Genomic DNA, 18,679 nt, shown 5'->3' on the forward strand with positions numbered 1-18,679 from the left:
GCGGCGATTATCGCATTGCCGATTCAGTCAGGGCCAAGACCACCGAAGGTGTGTGGCCAGCGCTCAAGCGACGGCGCAGGCGGTGATGCGCGAATCCCCAATGTCCAAGCTGCTCAAGGCTAAGGCTTCGCCATGGCTTTGGGTCACGTTGTTTTTGACCTGGACAATCTCGGCCACGATGGACACCGCGATCTCGGAGGGTGTCTTGGCCCCCACTTGCAAACCCACCGGGCCATGCAAGCGGGCCAAGGCGGTTTCGGTCAAATCAAAGTGCTCTGCCAAGCGCGCCTTGCGGGTGGCCTGGTTGCGACGGGAACCCAGTGCGCCGATGTAGAAGGCGTCTGAGTTCAAGGCCTCCATCAAGGCCATGTCATCCAGTTTGGGGTCATGGGTCAAGGCGATGATGGCGGTGTGCGCATCGGGCACGATGGCCTGCACCACATCGTCGGGCATGCCCATCACGCGGGTCACGCCGTGCATCTGCAAGGTGGCGGCGTACTCTTCACGCGGGTCACACACCAACACTTCAAAGTCCAGCATCCCGGCCATCTGTGCCACGGCCTGGCTGAGCTGGCCTGCGCCGATCAACAGCAAGCGCCAGCGGGGGCCAAACAAGGTGGTGAGGGTGATGCCGTCAAATTCCAGCTTCTCGCCTCGTTGGGCATCGCGCAAAGTCACTTGGCCGTCTTTGAGGCTGAGCGTTCTGGCGACCAATTGGTGGGTGCGGGTGCGCTGCAGAACCTGCTCGATCCAGGCGGTGCCCAGCACCGGCTCCTGCACCAAACGCAAAGTGCCACCACAGGGCAAGCCGAAACGGGCCGCTTCTTCTTTGGTGGCACCGTAGGCCACCATCGAGGGGTAGGCCAGGTGTTCGTATTCGCCAGCTTTGATGCGGGCAATCAAATCGTCTTCAACACAACCGCCCGAGACAGAGCCGCTGACCAGCCCATCGTCTCTGACAGCCAATAAAGCACCGGGTGGCCTGGGGGCGCTGCCCCAGGTTTCCACCACGGTGACCAAGGTCACGCTGTGGCCCGACTGTTTCCAGGCCAGCACATCGGCCAGCACTCTCAGATCCAGACTTTCCACAGCGGCCTCCGGACGATCAAGCCTGACGGATCGCGTCGGCGGTCAATGGCAGGCGGCGCACGCGCTTGCCTGTCAAAGCGGCCACGGCGTTGGCAATGGCCGGAGCTGCCACAGCGGTACCGGGCTCACCAATGCCGCCTGGCTTTTCGGTGCTCTTGACCAACACGATGTCGATCTGTGGCGTTTCGTACATGCGCACAGGTTCGTAGGCGGCAAAGTTGGTTTCTTTGACGCGGCCGTTGGCCATGGTGATCTGGTGCTTGAGCACCGCGCCCATGCCGAAGATGATGCTGGACTGCAACTGGGCTTCCACCGTGTCGGGGTTGACCATGTGGCCCACGTCAGCCGCCACCGTGATCTTGTGAACTTTGACGCTGCCGTCCTTGTTCAAGCTCACCTCGGCCACTTGCGCCATGTAGCTGTCGTAGCCTTCCATCAAGGCGATGCCACGGGCACGGCCTGCGGCCACGGGCTTGCCCCAGCCGGCTTTTTCGGCGGCCAGTTTGAGCACGTTGGCATAGCGTGGCTTGCCTTCGAGCATCTTCATGCGGTAGGCGTAAGGGTCTTGACCTGCGGCCTTGGCCATTTCGTCCACAAAGCTTTCGTTGGCGAAAGCGTTCATGCTGTGGCTGACAGCGCGCCAGTAACCGACACGGAAGCCGGTGTCGTGGATCACCAGGTCGTGTTGGGTGTTGGGCACGTTGTAGCCAGTCACGGCGGCTTCGGCCATGAAGGGGTCCAAGGTCTCTTTGGGCAAGCCAAAGGCACGTTGCGTGATCGACTGCGACGTGACCTTGAAGTGCAGACCCACGGGCATGCCCGAAGCGTCCAGACCGGCCTTGACGTTGTTCACGCCCATCGGACGGTAGTAATCATGGGTCATGTCTTCTTCGCGTGTCCACACCAGCTTGACGGGCTTGCCCACAGCTTTGGAGATTTCAGCGGCTTGCACGATGAAGTCCAGCTCCAGACGGCGACCGAAACCGCCCCCCAGGTAAGTGGTCTTCAAAGTGATGTCTTCGGGCTTGAGGCCCAAAGCACCGGCCACTGCGCCTTGGGCGCCTTGCTGGAACTGGGTGGGGCCAATCAACAAGGCTTTGTTGCCTTGCACGTGGGCCGTGAAGTTCATGGGCTCCAGTGGCGAGTGCGATTGCATCGGGGTGATGTATTCGGCTTCCAGCACCTTGGCGGCGCCTTGGAAGGCTTTGGCCACATCGCCTTTGGACGCGATGATCGGGATCACCTTGCCAGACTTGGCGGCCGCGCGGTTGCCTTCCAGCATGGAGGCATCGCTGATCGAGGCCACTGCGCCTTCGTCCCACTGGATGCTGAGTTTTTCAGCGGCCTTTTTGGCACGCCACCAGGAGTCGGCCACCACGGCCACGCCGTCGCTGACCTGCACCACGGCTTGCACGCCGGGCATGGACTTCGCTTGTGCGCCATCAAAGCTCTTGACCTTGCCGCCGATGACGGGGCACTGCACGATGGTGGCGTACACCATGCCGGGCAGCTTCACGTCGATACCGAACTCGGCCGTGCCGTTGGTTTTGGCCGGTGTGTCCACGCGCTTGGTGCGCTTGCCCACGAGGCGGAAATCCTTGGGGTCCTTGAGCGGTGGCTTTTCAGGAATGCTCAGGCGAGAAGCGGATTCAGCAAAGTAGCCATAAGTGGCTTTCTTGCCGTTGGGGCCCAACAACATGCCCTTGTCGGCCTTGACCTGGTCACGGTCCACACCCCAATGGGCAGCGGCTGCGGTGATCAGCATCTCACGCACTTGGGCGCCGGCAACGCGCAGCTTTTCCCAGCTGCCGCGCACCGAGGTGGAGCCACCGGTGATCTGAGCGCCCAACAAGGCGTTGACATAAGCGGCACCAGGAGGCGCATCGACCACCTTGATCTGGCTCAGGTCCACATTGAGTTCTTCGGCCACTAGCATGGGCATGGAGGTGTGAACGCCTTGGCCCATTTCGGAGTGAGCGCTCAAGATGGTGATGGTGTTGTTGTCAGCGATGTGCACCCAAGCATTGGGTGTGCTGACGGTGCCAGCAGCCATGGCTTGGCCCAGCGTGCCAGGCAGGTTGACGGCCATCAGCAGGCCACCGGTGGCGGCTGCGCTGGTTTTGAGGAACGAACGGCGAGAAGTTTGGAAATCGGTCATGTGTGTTCTCCAGCGGATCAGGCTTTGCGCATCGTGGCGGCGGCATCTTTGATGGCGGCGCGGATACGGGGGTAAGTGCCGCAACGGCAGATGTTGCCGCTCATCGCGTTGTCGATGTCCGCATCGCTGGGGTTGTTGTTCTTGGCCAACAAAGCGGCAGCGCTCATGAGCTGACCCGATTGGCAATAGCCGCACTGGGGCACATCGTGCTTGATCCAGGCCACTTGCAGAGGGTGGTTGTTCTTGGCGGACAGGCCTTCCACCGTGGCCACCTTTTTGCCAGCAACGGCACTCACGGGCGTCGAGCATGAGCGAACGGCTTCACCGTTCACATGAACTGTGCAAGCACCACACAAAGCAGCGCCGCAACCGAACTTGGTCCCGGTCATGCCCAGTTCGTCACGCAAAACCCACAACAGGGGGGTATCGGTTTCGGCGTTCGCCTTGGCAGGCTTGCCGTTGACTTGGAAATTCACGCTCATCAAAGTCTCCTCGTTTTAAGATGAATCAGGCTACCCTGTTTTGCAAGATCTTTTCACAGCAAGAACCCTTGAGTCTGTCCTGCCAGAGACATTCCCAAGACCTGCTTCACTGGCTTGAGTTTTTCTTACAAAAACCTTTGCACAAACCTCGCTCGTCATATATGCGACGCATCAAACGCCACTCGGGGTTTAAGCTTGCTTTCCAAGCACATTCACCGGAGACTTCGCATGCTCACACTCTGCGGCTTTGCGGCCAGCAACTACTACAACAAAGTCAAATTCGCCCTGCTCGAAAAAGGCGTGCCTTTCGAAGAAGAGCTGGCCTGGGTGGGCAAGACCGACCCCGCCGCCAGCCCCATTGGCAAAGTGCCTTACATCCGCACACCCCAAGGCCCGGTCTGCGAGTCGGCGGTGATCATGGAGTACATCGAGCAGCAGTACCCGCAAAACCCCTTGATGCCCGCCGACGCCTTTGCCGCCGCCAAGGTGCGCGAGTTGGTGACCTTCCTGGAACTGCACCTGGAACTGGTGGCTCGCAACCTGTACCCCGAAGCTTTCTTTGGCGGCAAGATCAGCGACAGCACCAAGGAAAAGACCGGCGCGCAACTCGAAAAGAACATCGCCGCCTTTGCCGGTCTGGCGAAGTTCTCGCCTTATGTGGCTGGCGACACACTGACACTGGCCGACTGCGCTGCGGTGGTGCATTTGCCTTTGGTCTCCGGGGCCACCAAGCTGATTTATGGCCGTGACTTTCTGGCCGACTTGCCGGTACGTGACTACCTGAAGCGCATGGGCGAGCGCGCCACCTTGCAGCAGGTCAACGCCGACCGGAAAGCCAATATGGAGCTGATGCTCTCGCGCATGAAGGCCAAGTAAAACCGTCCTTTCTCTTGCCAAGGGCTGCTCAATGAGCAGCCCTTTTTCATGGCGGCTACCGGTTTGGTGTTACCGGTTTACCGTGTCCCCGGACACGGCCGCTTGTCACGGGCCATTGATGCACATCAACCCGCTGTTGGTGACCCTGCCTAGGATGAAGCCATGAACTCATCCAACCCCCTTCACAAAGAGCGGCTGCTGCGCGAACGCACGCAACTGCTGGCGCGCATCGCCCAAGAACGCGGAGGCTTGGTCTCTCGCGTGGACATGGCCGCCGAGCACGATGTGCGCGATTTTGAAAACCGGGCCCAGGCCATCTCTGAGCGCAACGACGAGTTCGCCATGAACGAACATGAAACGGCCGAACTCGGCGCGCTGGATGCGGCGCTGGAACGCTTGGAGGCGGGGCTGTATGGCTCCTGCAAGGACTGCGGCGTGCACATCCCCGAAGCGCGTTTGGCCGCTTACCCTGCCGCGATGCGCTGCATCGACTGCCAAAGCAGTTTCGAAAACCCCCATGGATGACACACCAGGATTTCACATGAGCACTTTCCACGCCGTGGTCTGGATGGACCACCAAGAAGCCCACGTGGTCATGTTTGACCGTGAACACATTCAGGCACAACGCATCCACTCGCGCAGCCACCACAAACACCAAGGCAAGGTGGGGGATGCGGTGGCTTTCTACCAAGACATTGCGACAGCGCTGATCGGCACCCACGAAGTGCTGCTGACCGGCCCTGGACTGGCGCGCCAAGAATTTCGGGTCTGGTGCCAACAGCACCAAGCGGCGACCGCAAACCGCATCGTGGACAGCATCGCCAGCGACCACCCCAGCGATGCGCAATTGGCGGCCCTGGCCAAACAGTATTTCAAGAAGTTTGACGCGATGGCCGCTGACCCTTCTCAGGGCTGACCCTGCTGCGCGCAGGCAGGGTGACTGCTATGCTTGAACGCATGCGCAGCTTGTTTCACCTTGCCTTTCATGTATCCGACTTGGACGAGGCCCGCCGCTTTTACGGCGGTGTGCTCGGCTGCCAAGAAGGTCGTTCTACCGACACCTGGGTGGATTTTGATTTCTTCTCGCACCAGATTTCTCTGCACCTGGGCGAGCCCTTCAAGACCAGCAACACAGGCCGCGTGGGCGAGCATCTGGTGCCCATGCCACACTTTGGTTTGATCTTGCAGGCCGGCGATTGGCAAACGCTTGCCGACCGCTTAAAAGCCAGTGGCCTGCGTTTTGTGATCGAGCCGCACCTGCGGTTTGCGGGTCAGCCAGGCGAACAATGGACCATGTTTTTCATGGACCCGTTTGGCAACCCGATCGAGGTCAAAGGCTTCGCGGATCTGGAGACGGTCTACCAAAGCTGACCGGCCAAGCGTGCCTCAGCGCAAGCCGTCGCTGGCCTTTTTGGGGTCCAGCACGATGTCCTGCTTGGCGCGGGGCGTGCCAATGGGCCGTGAGCTTTGGCCCTGCTGCGTGGCCAAGATGTCCTCGGGGCTGGGGTATTGGCCTTGCAGCCAATAGTCGAACACGCGCCGCGCAATCGGCGCCGCATGGGCCGCACCAAAGCCTGCGTTTTCCACCACCAGCGCCAGCGCAATTTGCGGCGCATCGGCCGGCGCATAGGCCATGTACAAGGCATGGTCGCGCTGGTATTCACCCAACTTGCTGGCGTTGTACTTTTCTTTCTGACCAATCGTCACCGCTTGCGCGGTACCGGTCTTGCCCGCACTTTGGTAGGCCGAGCCGGCAAACACCTGCGCCGAGGTGCCCGATGTGGCCACGCCGATCAAGCCATTGCGCACCACGGCAATGTGATCGGGGTTGAAACCCAGGTTTACCGGTGCGGTATCGGTGACAGCTGACTGTGCATGGGTCAAGGCGTCTTGCGTGGCCTTGACCACGCGGGGCGTGTATTTCATGCCACCACTGGCCACAGTGGCCGTGGCCGAGGCCAGCTGCAGCATGGTGAAGTTGTTGTAGCCCTGACCAATGCCCAGGGAAATCGTCTCACCGGCATACCATTTTTGCTGCTCTGGCCGCTTGTAGTAGTTGCGCTTCCAGTCGGTGCTGGGCAAGATGCCGCGCACCTCGCCCGGCAAATCGATGCCCGTGATCTGTCCAAAGCCCAGCGGTTTCATGAAGTCATGGATGGTGTCCACGCCCATGTCGTTGGCCAAGGAGTAGTAGTACACATTGCTCGACAACACGATGGAGCGCACCATGTCCACTGGCCCCAGCCCAGAGTCGCCATGGCTGCGAAAAGTATGACCGCCAAAAGTCCACGAACCGTTGTCCTGTGTGATGGCGCTGGCACTGCGTTTACCGGTGGTCAAGGCCGCCAAGGCCATGAAAGGTTTGTAGGTGGAGCCTGGCGGGTAAGTGCCCCGCAAAGCACGGTTGAGCAAGGGCTTGTCCATCGACTCGTTGAGCATCTGCCAGTTCTCGACATCGATCCCGTCCACGAACAAATTGGGATCAAAGGTCGGTTTGCTCACAAAGGCCAACACCTCACCGGTGTTGGGGTCCAGCGCGACCAAGGCGCCACGGCGGTTGCCAAACAAGTCCTCGACCATTTTTTGCAAGCGGATGTCGATGGACAGGACCACGTTTTGGCCCGGTATGGCCGGTCGACTCGACAGGCTGCGTGTGGCTCGCCCTCCAGCCGAAGTTTCCACTTGGTTCACACCGGTGATGCCATGCAACTCACGCTCGTAGCGCTGCTCGACACCCAACTTGCCGATGTATTCGGTGCCCCGGTAATTGCCCAACTCGTCGTCGTCTTCAATGCGCTCTTTTTCCTTGGCATTGATGCGCCCGATGTAGCCGATCACATGGCTGGCCAACTCACCAAAGGGGTACTGCCGGAACAAACGGGCCTTGATGTCCACCCCAGGAAATCGGTAACGCTGCGCACTGAAGCGGGCCACCTCTTCGTCGGTCAATCGCGTACGAATGGGCAGTGAGTCAAAACTCTTGGACTCTTCTCGCAAGCGCTTGAAGCGGCGGCGGTCCTTGGCCTGAATGTCCACCAACTCGGCCAACTCGTTGATCGTCGTCTCTAAGTCCTTGACCTTGGAGGGTGTGATCTCAAGGGTGAAAGCAGAATAGTTGCTGGCCAGCACCACGCCGTTGCGATCCATGATCGTGCCGCGCGGCGGGACGGTTGGCAAAACAGCGGTTCGGTTGTTTTCGGCCTGCTCTAAAAGGTCATCGTGGCGCACTATTTGCAAATAGGCCAGTCGGGTCAACAACAGCACAAAACACACCAGCACCACCGCCTGCACCACCAAGATGCGCTCACGAAAACGCGAGATGTCGGCCTGCGTGTCTCGCAGCTCGGCCAGCGAAGGCAGACTGATTCGCATGTTCAAAGCGGCCGGATGTCGTCCGGCGCAAAGGCGCGCCTTTGCGGGGCCAACAACAAAGCCCCCAACAAGGGCCACAAGGCTGCTTGCAAAAACGGTGAAAACAGCTGGCTCCAGTGCGGCCAGGCGTCTTGCACAATCAAGCGCGTGCCCCACTCCAAAACCGCCGCGACGATGAACAGAGGCACGATTTGCAGCGCTTGCTCGCGCAAAGGAAACCACAGCAAGCGGCGCTGAATGGCCAGCGCCATGCTGCTGAGCACCACATACGACAAAGCGTTTTGACCCAGCAAGGCCGACTCGTGCACATCGAGCGCCAGGCCCAAGACAAAGGCCAGCAAGACGCCCACGCGCCGGGGTTGGTGCACATTCCAGAACACCACCACGATGGCCAGAACATCGGGCAACCACCGCAGCCCTGTCAGGCCCAACAGCATATTGACCAGCAAGGCCAACAGCAACGTGAATGCAATGAAGCGCGGATTGGCTGGCAGCAGCAAAGGACGACCTGCAGGCATGATCATGGTTTGACTCCTGAGGCGGCCGCTGCGGGTGTGGCCGAAGTTTTGTGTTTGCTGTGGTTTTTGACGGGCACCACTGGCGCGGGCAATGCAGGCCAATCTTTCACGGGCGCCAGCACCAACAAATGACGACCGCGCACCACGGCCATCGGCTTGGCATGCACACGCGCAAACGACGAGTCAATGCGACGGTCAATCTGGGTGATGGTGCCCACATGCAAACCGGCCGGGTAAACCCCATCGATGCCGCTGGTGGTGAGCAAATCGCCTTCTTTCATGTCTGCACCAGCGGGCACAAACTTCAATTCCAACGAGCCCCCCAAGGTGTTGGGATCGCCGTTGGCAACATGGCGCGTGCCCGTTCTCGCATTCATCACCGGGATGCTTTGGTCCCGGTCGGTCAACAAGGTCACCTCGCTGATAAGGGGGTAAACACGGGTGATCTGACCGAACACGCCCGCCGCATCGATCACAGCCGAGCCGGGCTCAATACCGCCGTTGTGACCACGATCGACGATCACGCGTTCACTGTACGCGTCGGTGGTGGCGTACAAAACCTGAACCGGCTTGGATGGCCCCGCAAATTCTTTGCGCAGATCGAGCAATTCACGCAGCTGGGCGTTTTCCTGCAGCAATTGCTCGACTTGTTGCAGGCGTTGTGTTTGACCGATCGAGCGAGCCTGAAAACTCTGTGCCGCATCTCGCGCTTTGTCCAGATCAACGAAATACTCGCTCAAGCCCTGAGCGGCCCGCCCAGGCTGCAAAGACAACCATTGCAAGGGGGCCAGGACCATGGCGATGCCCGCGCGAACAGGGTAAGAAATTTTGAGACGGTGATCGGCCGCCATCAACAAGATGGACAACAAGCCAAGCAAAACCAATTTGGAGATCGCAGACAGGCCCTGCCGAAAAATTGGCGGCGCACTGCGCTCAAAGGTATCCAGAGCCATGGTCGAATTGCACCGGATTCAGGGTGGATGACAAACCGCAAGCGGCCTGCACTGGACAGGCCGGCACAGGCTTACTCGCTGGTGAAAATGCTGCCCAGCTGGTCCATGCGCTCCAGCGCCATGCCGCAACCACGGGCCACGCAGGTCAGTGGGTCTTCGGCCACCAACACGGGCAAGCCGGTTTCTTCGGCCAGCAAACGGTCCAAGTCACGCAACAGGGCGCCACCACCGGTGAGCATCATGCCGCGCTCGGCAATGTCGGCGCCCAACTCGGGAGGCGTTTGCTCCAAAGCGGTTTTAACGGCCGACACGATGTTGTTCAGCGGATCGGTCAATGCTTCCAAGATTTCATTGGAACTAATGGTGAAGCTGCGGGGCACACCTTCGGACAGGTTGCGGCCTTTGACTTCCATTTCCTTGACCTCGCTGCCCGGGAAGGCTGAGCCAATGCTTTTCTTGATGGCCTCTGCCGTGGGCTCGCCGATCAACATGCCGTAGTTGCGGCGGATGTAGCTGATGATGGCTTCGTCGAATTTGTCGCCACCCACGCGCACACTGCCTTTGTAGACCATGCCGCCCAGTGAGATCACGCCCACCTCGGTGGTGCCGCCACCGATGTCCACGACCATGGAGCCCGAAGCCTCCGACACGGGCAGGCCCGCACCGATGGCTGCGGCCATGGGTTCTTCGATCAGATACACCTCGGAAGCACCAGCGCCCAAAGCCGATTCACGAATGGCGCGGCGCTCGACCTGGGTGGAGCCGCAAGGCACGCAAATGATGATGCGGGGGCTGGGACGGAAAGTGCTGCGGGGGTGCACCATGCGGATGAACTGCTTGAGCATCTGCTCGGTCACCGTGAAGTCGGCGATCACGCCGTCCTTCATGGGGCGGATGGCTTCGATGTTGCCGGGCACTTTGCCCAGCATGGCCTTGGCTTCATGGCCCACGGCTTGCAAAGTCTTCTTGCCTTGGGGGCCGCCTTCATGACGGATGGCCACCACAGATGGCTCGTCGAGCACGATGCCTTTGTCGCGCACAAAGATCAGGGTGTTCGCAGTGCCCAGGTCAATGGCCAGGTCACTGGAGAAATAGCGGCGAAATGATGAGAACATTCGGGAATCCTTTGGCGCCAGATCACGAAGGCCAAAGTGCCTTTGAACGTGCTGATCGCTACTGTCAAATTGGGGGGGGCGATGCGGTCTTGCCATGACGGCGGTTCAGGCCCCGCAACAAACACAGGATAATACCCGATCCCCCGGGCATGCTTGCACCAAAGTGCTTCGCCAAACCGGTAAAAACCGACCTTTAAAACTCTTTTTCAAACCATGTCCCTGACCTCGCAGGATATTGCCCGGATCGCGAACCTCGCCCGTCTGGAGCTCAAGACCGAAGAAAGTGAGCGCATGCTCACCCAGATCAACGGCTTCTTTGGCATTGTGAAAGCCATGCAGGCGGTGGACACCACGGGGATCGAGCCCATGGCCCACCCTGTGGCGGCCATCCGGGACATCACACTGCGCCTGCGACCTGACGTGGCCAGCGAGCCCAACCAACGCGATCTGAACCAGCAAAGCGCCCCGGCCGTCGAACGCGGCCTGTTCCTGGTTCCCAAAGTCATCGAGTAAGCCATGAGTGATCTGCACAACCTCAGCGTGAAAGCGCTGGCCACCCTATTACAGAACAAAGAAGTCAGCGCCGTCGAAGTGGCGACCCGCTTTTTGGCCCGCATGGGCGGCAACCCGCACAACACCTTTTTGGACATCGACAGCGAAGTGACGTTGGCCCAAGCCCAAGCTTCGGACGCCAAACTGGCGGACGGGACCGCAGGCCCCCTCGAAGGCGTGCCTGTGGCGCACAAGGACGTGTTCGTGACCCGCGACTTCGCCACCACCGCTGGCTCCAAAATCCTGAGCGGCTACCGCTCGCCCTTTGATGCCACCGTGGTGCAGCGCCTGCGCACGGCGGGCATGGTGTCTTTGGGCAAGCTCAACTGCGACGAATTCGCCATGGGCTCGGCCAACGAGAACTCGGCCTACGGCCCGGTGCAAAACCCCTGGGACACGACCCGCGTGCCCGGCGGGTCTTCTGGCGGCAGCGCAGCGGCAGTGGCCGCTGGCCTGGCCCCTGCGGCCACCGGCACCGACACGGGCGGCTCGATCCGCCAACCCGCCAGCTTTTGCGGCATCACCGGCATCAAACCGACCTATGGCCGCGCATCGCGCTACGGCATGATCGCCTACGCCTCCAGCTTGGACCAAGCCGGCCCCATGGCCCGCAGCGCTGAAGACTGCGCCCTCTTGCTGAGTGCCATGTGCGGCGGCGACATCGACCGCGACTCGACTTCGCTGGACATGCCCAGCGAAGACTTCACGGCATCGCTGAACAGCTCGATCGAAGGCCTGCGCATCGGCATTCCTCAAGAATTCTTTGGTGAAGGCTTGTCAGCCGATGTGCGCGCCGCCGTGGACAGCGCTTTGCGCGAGTATGAAAAGCTCGGCGCCAAGCTGGTGCCCATCAGCCTGCCGCGCACCGAGTTGTCGATTCCGGTGTACTACATCATTGCCCCGGCCGAAGCCAGCTCCAACTTGAGCCGCTTTGACGGCGTGAAATTTGGCCACCGCGCCAAGGACTACACCGACCTGGTGGACATGTACAAAAAGACCCGCGCTGAAGGCTTTGGCAACGAAGTCAAGCGCCGCATCATGACCGGCGCTTATGTGCTGAGCCACGGCTACTACGACGCCTACTACCTGCAAGCGCAAAAAATCCGCCGCATGATCGCCGACGACTTCCAAAACGCATTCAAAGAATGCGACGTGATCGCAGGACCGGTGGCACCGACAGTGGCTTGGAAATTTGGCGACAACGCCAACGACCCTGTGGCCGACTATCTGGCCGACATCTTCACCCTGCCCGCCTCGCTGGCCGGTTTGCCCGGCATGAGCGTGCCCGCAGGCTTTGGCGCACAGGGCATGCCCGTGGGCCTGCAGTTGATTGGCAACTATTTCAAGGAAGCCCAGTTGCTGAACGCCGCGCACCGCCTGCAACAGGCGACCGATTTCCACCTTCGCAAGCCGGAGGGCATTTGATATGAGCAAACTCGTCCAAGGCTACGAAGTCGTCATCGGCTTTGAAACACACGCCCAACTTTCGACCACCAGCAAGATCTTCAGCCGCGCCGCCACCGCCTTTGGCGCCGAAGCCAACACGCAAGCCTGCGCGGTGGACATGGCCCTGCCCGGCACGCTGCCGGTGATGAACATCGGCGCAGTGGAACGCGCCATTGAATTCGGCTTGGCCATCAACGCCCACATCGCTGAGCGCAGCATCTTTGCGCGCAAAAACTACTTTTACCCCGATCTGCCCAAGGGCTACCAGATCAGCCAGTTCGAGATCCCGGTGGTGCAAGGCGGCGAGGTGTCGTTCTTCCTCGAAGAAGGCAAAGAGACCGTGCGCAAAACCGTGCGCCTGGAGCGTGCCCACCTCGAAGAAGACGCGGGCAAATCACTGCACGAAGACTTCATTGGGCAAAGCGGCATCGACCTGAACCGCGCGGGCACGCCGCTTTTGGAGATCGTGACACGGCCCGACATGAGCAGCAGCGAAGAAGCCGTGGCCTACGCCAAAGAACTGCACAAAATCGTGACATGGATTGGCATTTGCGACGGCAACATGCAAGAGGGCTCGTTCCGATGCGACGCCAACGTCTCGGTGCGCAAGCCTGGCGCCGAGCTGGGCACCCGCCGCGAGATCAAGAACCTGAACAGTTTCAAGTTCATGCAGCAGGCCATCGACTACGAAGTGCGTTGGCAAATCGAGCAAATCGAAGACGGTCACGCCATCCAGCAAGCCACGGTGCTGTTCGACCCCGACACGGGCGAGACCCGCGCCATGCGCACCAAGGAAGACGCCGCCGACTACCGCTATTTCCCCGATCCGGACCTGCCACCGCTGGTGATTGGCCGCGACTGGGTCGAGCGCGTCAAAGGCGAAATGGCCGAGCTGCCCCGCGTGATGGCCGAGCGTTTTGTCAAAGACTACGCACTGCCTGAATACGACGCCACGCAACTGACGCAAAGCAAAGCGGTCGCCGCCTACTTTGAAGCCACGGCCAAGGCGTGCGGCCAGCCCAAGCTGGCCAGCAACTGGATCATGGGCGAGGTGTCACGCCGCTTGAACGCCAGCGAGATGAGCATTGAGCAAGCGCCCGTCAGCGCTGCCCAACTGGCGGCTCTTATCGGCCGCATCAGCGACAACACCATCAGCAACAACGCGGCGCGTCAGGTGTTTGAAGGTCTGTGGAACAAGGAAGGCGAAGTCGACGCCATCATCGAAGCCAAAGGCCTCAAGCAGATGAACGACACCGGCGAGCTGGAAAAGATCATCGACGAAGTTCTGGCCGCCAACCCCAAGAACGTGGAAGAGTTCAAGGCCGGCAACGCCAAAGCCCTGAACGGCCTGGTCGGCCCGATCATGAAAGCCAGCAAGGGCAAGGCCAATCCGGGGCAGGTCAATGCGTTGTTGATGAAGAAGCTGGGCTGATCGACCTCGTCACCCCTGGCCGTTTGCGCTTCAGCCGTGAAGCGCAAACGGCTTTTTTACGCTTCAGCCTGGACCAAAGGCACGATGTCCTGCTCAATCGCCCCAAACAGGCTTTCCCCGTTTGGACCCTTCATTTCGATGCGGATGGTGTCGCCGAACTTCATGAACTCGGTGCTGGGTTTGCCGTCCAAGATGGTTTCGATGGCGCGTTTTTCGGCGATGCAGCTGTAGCCCTTGGGCCAAGTTTTCTGGCCGTTAACTTCTTCACTCTTGTTGCTCACCGTGCCGCTGCCCACGATGGAGCCGGCGCGCACGTTGCGGGTTTTGCAGATGTGGGCAATCAGCTGACCGAAGTGGAAGGTCATCTCGGGGCCGGCTTCGCACATGCCCACTTTGCGGCCATTCCAGGTGGACTGGAGCGTCAGGTGGACACGGCCACCTTGCCAAGCGTCGCCCAGTTCGTCGGGCGTGATGGCCACGGGGCTGAAGGCGGTGGCGGGCTTGCTCTGGAAGAAGCCAAAGCCTTTGGCCAGCTCGTTCGGAATCAGGTTGCGCAGGCTCACGTCGTTGGCCAGCATGAGCAGGCGCACCGCGTCGATCGCGTCATCGGCATTGGTTTGCATGGGCACATCGCTGGTGATGACGGCGATCTCGGCCTCGAAGTCGATGCCAAAGGCTTCGCTGGCGCAGACCACGGGGTCGCAAGGGCCGATGAAGTCATCGCTGCCGCCCTGGTACATCAGCGGGTCGGTGTAGAAACTGCTGGGCACTTCGGAGTTGCGCGCGGCGCGCACCAGCTCCACGTGGTTGATGTAGGCCGAGCCGTCGGCCCATTGGTAAGCACGCGGCAAAGGCGCCATGCACTGCTCGGGGTTGAAGGAAAAGGCGTGCCGCGCTTTGCCTTGGTTGAGCGTGGTGTACAGATCTTCCAATTGGGGCGCCAGAAAGTTCCAGTCGTCCAGCACCTGCTGCAATGTGTTGGCGATGCCGGTCGCATAATGGGCGGTACTCAGATCGCGGGAAACCAGCACCAGTTGACCATCGCGTGAGCCGTCTTTGTATGTCGCCAATTTCATGTTGTGTGTGTCCGTGGGTGTCGCAATGCGCTACAGTGGGTCAGCGCGCAAATTACGCATTGTTAAACTCGTTTAACTAAACGAAACTTGATTCTAGACCAAATGGCCCCTGACACCAACCCCGCCGAAGAAGGCAAAGAACGCGCTGGCATCCAGTCCGTCGAAGTGGGTTTTGCCCTGCTGGACGTGCTGGCCCAAGCCCCCGGCGCCTTGATGCTGCGCGACCTGGCCTTTGCCGCCGGCATGAGCGCGGCCAAGGCGCACCGCTATCTGGTGAGTTTCCAGCGACTGGGCTTGGTGGTGCAAGACAGCACCAGCACCCGCTACGAACTGGGGCCCGCCACACTGCGCTTGGGGCTGGCCACCCTGTCGCGGCTCGATGCCGTCAAGATGGCCCGCGAGCGACTGCCCGCCCTGATGGAGCAAACCGGCCACACCCTGGCCCTCGCCGTCTGGGGCAACCACGGCCCCACCCTCGTGCATTGGCAAGAGTCGCCCATGGCGGTGCCGGTCAATTTGCGTTTGGGCGATGTGATGCCTTTGCTGTCCTCGGCCACGGGACGCTGCTTTGCGGCCTTTGTGGGGCACGGCGGCGGAGTGGACAAAGCCCACGCCAAGATCGAGGCCGAACTGGCCCTGACCCGCAAACTGGGCCGCAGCGATTTGCCCAGCACGGCCGCCGAGGTGAAGGCCATTCTGAAAGAAACCCGCGAGCAAGGGCTGGGCCGCGTGGTCAACGTTTTGCTGCCCGGCATTTCAGGCTTTTGCGCGCCCGTGTTCGATGCGGACGGTCACCTGGCTCTGGGCGTGGTCTCGCTGGGCTCGTCGGCCACCTTCAATGCCGATTGGACCGGCCCGGCCGCTCAAGCCCTGCGCCAATTTGCCCGCCAATTGTCGGCAGACCTGGGCTGGCGCACGGACTGATTTCAGGTGAGCACCGCCCTGCCCAGCCACCCATCGCGCCGCACTTTGTCGTGGCTGATGGCGGCCGTGTTGCTGGCGCATGGGGCGCTTTTGCTCGGTCTGTCGGGCGCCTTGGATTTTCAGTTGCAAGACCGCACATCGACTCAGGTCAGCCCTTTGCAAACCCGCATGATCGCGCCGCCCGCCCCAGTGGCCGAAGCGCCAGCCCCAAAACCCAAAGTGCATCGTCCCCGCTTGGCCCAAGAAGCCGCACCCACGCCAAGCCCCATGCCTGAAGCCACACGGGTGGCTGAACCGATCGCGCCAACGGAGGTGGCCACAGCCACCTCGCCCGAAAAGGCCGCGCCTGAAGCCACGCCTGCCATGGAGGCACCCAGCGCCAGCACAGCACCGGTGGCCACCGCAGAGCCCGCTCTGTCCTTGTCACCGGCCGAGGTGTTGCCGCACATCCCCTTGGGGGCCTTGCCGCCGTCCAGCCTGCTGCGCTATGACCTGACGGGGCAAGAAAAAGGCCTGAACTACTTCGCCAGCGGCGAGTTGAACTGGCAGCACAACGACCAAGCGTATGCGATGGCCCTTTCGGTCAAGGCTTTTTTGGTGGGCTCGCGCCACTGGCGCAGCGTGGGCGAGATCACGGCCGCCGGGCTGTCACCGCGCCGTTTCTCAGACAGTTGGCGGGGCGAGCGGGCCGCGCACTTTGACCGCGAAAAAAACCGCGTGGTGTTCAGCAACAACGCGCCCGAAGCGCCTTTGCTGGCGAGCGCGCAAGACCAAATCAGCCTGTATGTGCAACTGGCCGCCGCCATGGCCGGCACGCCCGAGCGCTTTGTGCCGGGTGCGCGTGTGCAAATTCAAACCATCACCTTGCGCGATGCCCTGCCTTGGCTGTTGACCTTGGAGCAAAAAGAAACGCTCACCGTCGAGGGCAAAGCGCTTGAAACCTTCAAATGGGTCTGTCAGCCGCGCCAGCGTTTCGATGCCAAAGTCGAGTTTTGGGTCTCGGCCCAACACCATTGGTTGCCGGCGCGCATCCGCATCACGCAAGTCAGCGGCAGCTACATCGATCTGAATCTGCGCAGCCTTGAAAAATTGTCGGCTTTGCCGGCATCGTGAAAAGCCCCATGCCCTTGAAGTTCATGCACAATGACCCCACATGATTCGCAGAAGCTAAGGGAAAATCAAACCATGAACCTGTTGTACGAATCTGAAACCTTTGCCGTGATGCACCTGCTGGCCAACGCGCCTGCACAGACCACACCGGCCACCAGCCAACCCCTGCTGGAGCGCCATGGTTTTGAAATCGTGGACAAGCGCTCGGGCAAAGAGGTTTACCTGGACGGTTCTTGGGCCGAAATGTTCCAACAACAAATCCAGGCCTGGCAACAGCACACCCCCACCCAAGAAGAGGTCGAAGACACGCTGGAGGGCTACACCGGCCTCGCGCAGCAGCCGGTCGTGGTGCACTGAAACCCAGCTACCGCCCCACCCCAACCGCCGTCAGGCGGTTTTATCTTGGGCAATCACCCACTTGAACAGCGGCCCCACCATCAGCAGCACCGCCACCAAGCGGCACACCTGAAACGCGGTCACCACGGGCACGCCCAGTTGCAAGACCTTGGCCGTGATGGCCATCTCAGCGATGCCGCCGGGCGCGGTGCCCAAGATCAAGGTGGCCGGGTGCAGGCCTGTGAGCCAAGCCATCAGCCAACCAAAGCCCAGCGAGACGGCCGTCATCACAAAGGTGCCGCCGGCAGCCGACAGCAACCATTGCGGCGCGGTGTGCACAAACTCCCTGCGAAAGCGCACCCCCAAACTCACCCCGATCACCAACTGGGCAGCGTTCGACAAGTCATTGGGCACCGCCGACCATTCCACGCCCGAAAGCGTCAGCGCCATCGAGGCCAACAAAGGCCCCATGAACCAGGGATTGGTGCGCTTGATGGCCACCATCACGCCAGCCCCCAGGGCGGTGACCAGCGCCAGCCACAGCAAACCGGGCCATTGCGCCACACGCGGGCCGGGCAACAAGCTGGCATCCACATGCAGACCCCAGCGGTGCTGCGCCCATTGCATGCCAAAGGGCACCGCGATCACCACGCACAGCAGCCGCACGCTGTGCGCCGCCGCCACCAAGTCGGTGCGGGCGCCATGCCGCTCGGACAACAAAGTCATCTCGGATGCGCCACCAATGGCGCTGGAGAAATAGGTGGTGGCCCGCAAGGCCCGAGGCGACAAATGCCCAAAATCAGCCGCATGTTGGCGGTGCAGCCACTGGCCAAACAAGGCCCCCAACAGCAAAGCCCAGCCAATGGCCAACACGATCGCCCACCACAGGCTGATCACCAAGGCGCTGACCTCGGGCGTGAAATACAGCCCCAAAGCCACGCCAATCACCCACTGCCCCGCATTGCGCAACCAGCCCGAGCTGCGCGTGGGCATGCCCGCCATGGACCCCAGCGCCGTGATGATCAGGGGCCCCAGCATCCACGGGATCGGGGTGTGCAGCCACACGCACAGCTCGGCCGCAGCCAGCGCCACCAACAAAGTCAACGCGACGCGAAGTCCGGAAATCATCTTCTTGAGGTCGGCGGCTTCAGCCCCGACATGCGGCCTGCGCAGTCACCGACACCGTCGCCGCTGCAGCGCCGACCTGCAAAAAAACAAGGCACAACCTCCACAAAGCGGC

Annotated in this window: 19 protein-coding genes; 10 read left to right on the forward strand and 9 right to left on the reverse strand. The window is 61.0% G+C overall.

The window, feature by feature from the left end:
* Window positions 1-63: 63 nt before the first annotated feature.
* Genes QLQ16_RS11425 through QLQ16_RS11435 form a run of 3 tightly spaced genes read right to left on the reverse strand, consistent with a single transcriptional unit; the run spans window position 64 to window position 3,729 of the window.
* A complete protein-coding gene (locus tag QLQ16_RS11425) occupies window positions 64-1,089 on the reverse strand; it encodes an XdhC family protein (RefSeq protein WP_283224807.1) in 1,026 nt (341 codons plus the stop codon).
* A gap of 16 nt (window positions 1,090-1,105) precedes the next feature.
* Window positions 1,106-3,247 carry a xanthine dehydrogenase family protein molybdopterin-binding subunit gene (locus tag QLQ16_RS11430; RefSeq protein WP_283224808.1) on the reverse strand — a complete coding sequence of 714 codons (2,142 nt, stop codon included), beginning with the start codon at window positions 3,245-3,247 and terminating at the stop codon, window positions 1,106-1,108.
* Window positions 3,248-3,264: 17 nt separating this feature from the next.
* Window positions 3,265-3,729, reverse strand: a complete 465-nt coding sequence (locus QLQ16_RS11435; RefSeq protein WP_283224809.1) for a (2Fe-2S)-binding protein — start codon at window positions 3,727-3,729, stop codon at window positions 3,265-3,267.
* A gap of 228 nt (window positions 3,730-3,957) precedes the next feature.
* On the opposite strand from QLQ16_RS11435, the gene QLQ16_RS11440 reads away from it, so the two are divergent.
* From QLQ16_RS11440 to QLQ16_RS11455, 4 genes are all read left to right on the forward strand, one after another.
* Window positions 3,958-4,605 (forward strand): glutathione S-transferase, encoded by a 648-nt coding sequence (locus QLQ16_RS11440; RefSeq protein WP_283224810.1) that lies wholly within the window; start codon window positions 3,958-3,960, stop codon window positions 4,603-4,605.
* A 162-nt stretch (window positions 4,606-4,767) separates the two neighbouring features.
* Complete coding sequence (locus QLQ16_RS11445; RefSeq protein ID WP_283224811.1) at window positions 4,768-5,130, forward strand: TraR/DksA family transcriptional regulator; 363 nt, start codon at window positions 4,768-4,770, stop codon at window positions 5,128-5,130.
* A 16-nt stretch (window positions 5,131-5,146) separates the two neighbouring features.
* Complete coding sequence (locus tag QLQ16_RS11450; protein ID WP_283224812.1) at window positions 5,147-5,521, forward strand: hypothetical protein; 375 nt, start codon at window positions 5,147-5,149, stop codon at window positions 5,519-5,521.
* Window positions 5,522-5,562: 41 nt separating this feature from the next.
* A complete protein-coding gene (locus QLQ16_RS11455) occupies window positions 5,563-5,976 on the forward strand; it encodes a VOC family protein (protein WP_283224913.1) in 414 nt (137 codons plus the stop codon).
* A 15-nt stretch (window positions 5,977-5,991) separates the two neighbouring features.
* On the opposite strand, the gene mrdA is transcribed toward QLQ16_RS11455, so the two are convergent.
* The 4 genes from mrdA to QLQ16_RS11475 all read right to left on the reverse strand — a co-directional run bounded on the left by mrdA (window position 5,992) and on the right by QLQ16_RS11475 (window position 10,563).
* On the reverse strand, window positions 5,992-7,956 hold the full coding sequence (mrdA, locus tag QLQ16_RS11460) for a penicillin-binding protein 2 (RefSeq protein WP_488801403.1): 1,965 nt from the start codon (window positions 7,954-7,956) through the stop codon (window positions 5,992-5,994).
* Between the two features lie 23 nt (window positions 7,957-7,979).
* Window positions 7,980-8,501, reverse strand: a complete 522-nt coding sequence (gene mreD, locus QLQ16_RS11465) for a rod shape-determining protein MreD (RefSeq protein ID WP_283224814.1) — start codon at window positions 8,499-8,501, stop codon at window positions 7,980-7,982.
* On the reverse strand, window positions 8,498-9,448 hold the full coding sequence (gene mreC, locus QLQ16_RS11470) for a rod shape-determining protein MreC (protein WP_283224815.1): 951 nt from the start codon (window positions 9,446-9,448) through the stop codon (window positions 8,498-8,500). The genes mreD and mreC overlap by 4 nt, the downstream gene beginning before the upstream one ends.
* A gap of 71 nt (window positions 9,449-9,519) precedes the next feature.
* A complete protein-coding gene (locus QLQ16_RS11475; RefSeq protein ID WP_283224816.1) occupies window positions 9,520-10,563 on the reverse strand; it encodes a rod shape-determining protein in 1,044 nt (347 codons plus the stop codon).
* Window positions 10,564-10,776: 213 nt separating this feature from the next.
* On the opposite strand from QLQ16_RS11475, the gene gatC reads away from it, so the two are divergent.
* From gatC to gatB, 3 genes are read left to right on the forward strand one after another with little or no spacing between them, the layout of a single operon-like run.
* Window positions 10,777-11,076, forward strand: a complete 300-nt coding sequence (gene gatC, locus QLQ16_RS11480; RefSeq protein WP_283224817.1) for an Asp-tRNA(Asn)/Glu-tRNA(Gln) amidotransferase subunit GatC — start codon at window positions 10,777-10,779, stop codon at window positions 11,074-11,076.
* A gap of 3 nt (window positions 11,077-11,079) precedes the next feature.
* Entirely contained in the window at window positions 11,080-12,540 is a 1,461-nt protein-coding gene (gatA, locus tag QLQ16_RS11485; protein WP_283224818.1) for an Asp-tRNA(Asn)/Glu-tRNA(Gln) amidotransferase subunit GatA, read from the forward strand.
* A 1-nt stretch (window position 12,541) separates the two neighbouring features.
* Entirely contained in the window at window positions 12,542-13,993 is a 1,452-nt protein-coding gene (gene gatB, locus QLQ16_RS11490; RefSeq protein ID WP_283224819.1) for an Asp-tRNA(Asn)/Glu-tRNA(Gln) amidotransferase subunit GatB, read from the forward strand.
* Window positions 13,994-14,049: 56 nt separating this feature from the next.
* Here gatB and QLQ16_RS11495 read toward each other — a convergent pair whose 3' ends face one another.
* The gene (locus QLQ16_RS11495) at window positions 14,050-15,069 is read right to left on the reverse strand and encodes a fumarylacetoacetate hydrolase family protein (protein ID WP_283224820.1); all 1,020 of its coding nucleotides are present in this window, start codon (window positions 15,067-15,069) and stop codon (window positions 14,050-14,052) included.
* Between the two features lie 102 nt (window positions 15,070-15,171).
* Here QLQ16_RS11495 and QLQ16_RS11500 point away from each other — a divergent pair, with 102 nt between their 5' ends.
* From QLQ16_RS11500 to QLQ16_RS11510, 3 genes are all read left to right on the forward strand, one after another.
* Window positions 15,172-15,993 carry an IclR family transcriptional regulator gene (locus QLQ16_RS11500; protein ID WP_283224821.1) on the forward strand — a complete coding sequence of 274 codons (822 nt, stop codon included), beginning with the start codon at window positions 15,172-15,174 and terminating at the stop codon, window positions 15,991-15,993.
* Window positions 15,994-15,999: 6 nt separating this feature from the next.
* On the forward strand, window positions 16,000-17,106 hold the full coding sequence (locus QLQ16_RS11505) for a DUF3108 domain-containing protein (protein WP_283224822.1): 1,107 nt from the start codon (window positions 16,000-16,002) through the stop codon (window positions 17,104-17,106).
* A gap of 72 nt (window positions 17,107-17,178) precedes the next feature.
* Window positions 17,179-17,460, forward strand: a complete 282-nt coding sequence (locus QLQ16_RS11510; RefSeq protein WP_283224823.1) for a BTH_I0359 family protein — start codon at window positions 17,179-17,181, stop codon at window positions 17,458-17,460.
* A gap of 30 nt (window positions 17,461-17,490) precedes the next feature.
* Here QLQ16_RS11510 and QLQ16_RS11515 read toward each other — a convergent pair whose 3' ends face one another.
* Window positions 17,491-18,567, reverse strand: coding sequence for an AbrB family transcriptional regulator (locus QLQ16_RS11515; RefSeq protein ID WP_283224824.1), 1,077 nt, complete (start codon window positions 18,565-18,567; stop codon window positions 17,491-17,493).
* Window positions 18,568-18,679 lie beyond the last annotated feature (112 nt).

Origin of the sequence: Limnohabitans lacus, assembly GCF_030053395.1 — a bacterium.
GTDB lineage: Bacteria > Pseudomonadota > Gammaproteobacteria > Burkholderiales > Burkholderiaceae_C > Limnohabitans_A > Limnohabitans_A lacus.

Coding starts and splice junctions, on each gene's coding strand:
- QLQ16_RS11445 (WP_283224811.1), top strand. CDS start 4,768: ATGAACTCATCCAACCCCCTTCACAAAGAGCGGCTGCTGCGCGAACGC.
- QLQ16_RS11435 (WP_283224809.1), bottom strand. CDS start 3,729: ATGAGCGTGAATTTCCAAGTCAACGGCAAGCCTGCCAAGGCGAACGCC.
- gatB (WP_283224819.1), top strand. CDS start 12,542: ATGAGCAAACTCGTCCAAGGCTACGAAGTCGTCATCGGCTTTGAAACA.
- QLQ16_RS11510 (WP_283224823.1), top strand. CDS start 17,179: ATGAACCTGTTGTACGAATCTGAAACCTTTGCCGTGATGCACCTGCTG.
- QLQ16_RS11515 (WP_283224824.1), bottom strand. CDS start 18,567: ATGATTTCCGGACTTCGCGTCGCGTTGACTTTGTTGGTGGCGCTGGCT.
- QLQ16_RS11500 (WP_283224821.1), top strand. CDS start 15,172: ATGGCCCCTGACACCAACCCCGCCGAAGAAGGCAAAGAACGCGCTGGC.
- mreC (WP_283224815.1), bottom strand. CDS start 9,448: ATGGCTCTGGATACCTTTGAGCGCAGTGCGCCGCCAATTTTTCGGCAG.
- QLQ16_RS11475 (WP_283224816.1), bottom strand. CDS start 10,563: ATGTTCTCATCATTTCGCCGCTATTTCTCCAGTGACCTGGCCATTGAC.
- mreD (WP_283224814.1), bottom strand. CDS start 8,501: ATGATCATGCCTGCAGGTCGTCCTTTGCTGCTGCCAGCCAATCCGCGC.
- QLQ16_RS11440 (WP_283224810.1), top strand. CDS start 3,958: ATGCTCACACTCTGCGGCTTTGCGGCCAGCAACTACTACAACAAAGTC.
- QLQ16_RS11450 (WP_283224812.1), top strand. CDS start 5,147: ATGAGCACTTTCCACGCCGTGGTCTGGATGGACCACCAAGAAGCCCAC.
- gatA (WP_283224818.1), top strand. CDS start 11,080: ATGAGTGATCTGCACAACCTCAGCGTGAAAGCGCTGGCCACCCTATTA.
- QLQ16_RS11495 (WP_283224820.1), bottom strand. CDS start 15,069: ATGAAATTGGCGACATACAAAGACGGCTCACGCGATGGTCAACTGGTG.
- gatC (WP_283224817.1), top strand. CDS start 10,777: ATGTCCCTGACCTCGCAGGATATTGCCCGGATCGCGAACCTCGCCCGT.
- QLQ16_RS11455 (WP_283224913.1), top strand. CDS start 5,563: ATGCGCAGCTTGTTTCACCTTGCCTTTCATGTATCCGACTTGGACGAG.
- QLQ16_RS11430 (WP_283224808.1), bottom strand. CDS start 3,247: ATGACCGATTTCCAAACTTCTCGCCGTTCGTTCCTCAAAACCAGCGCA.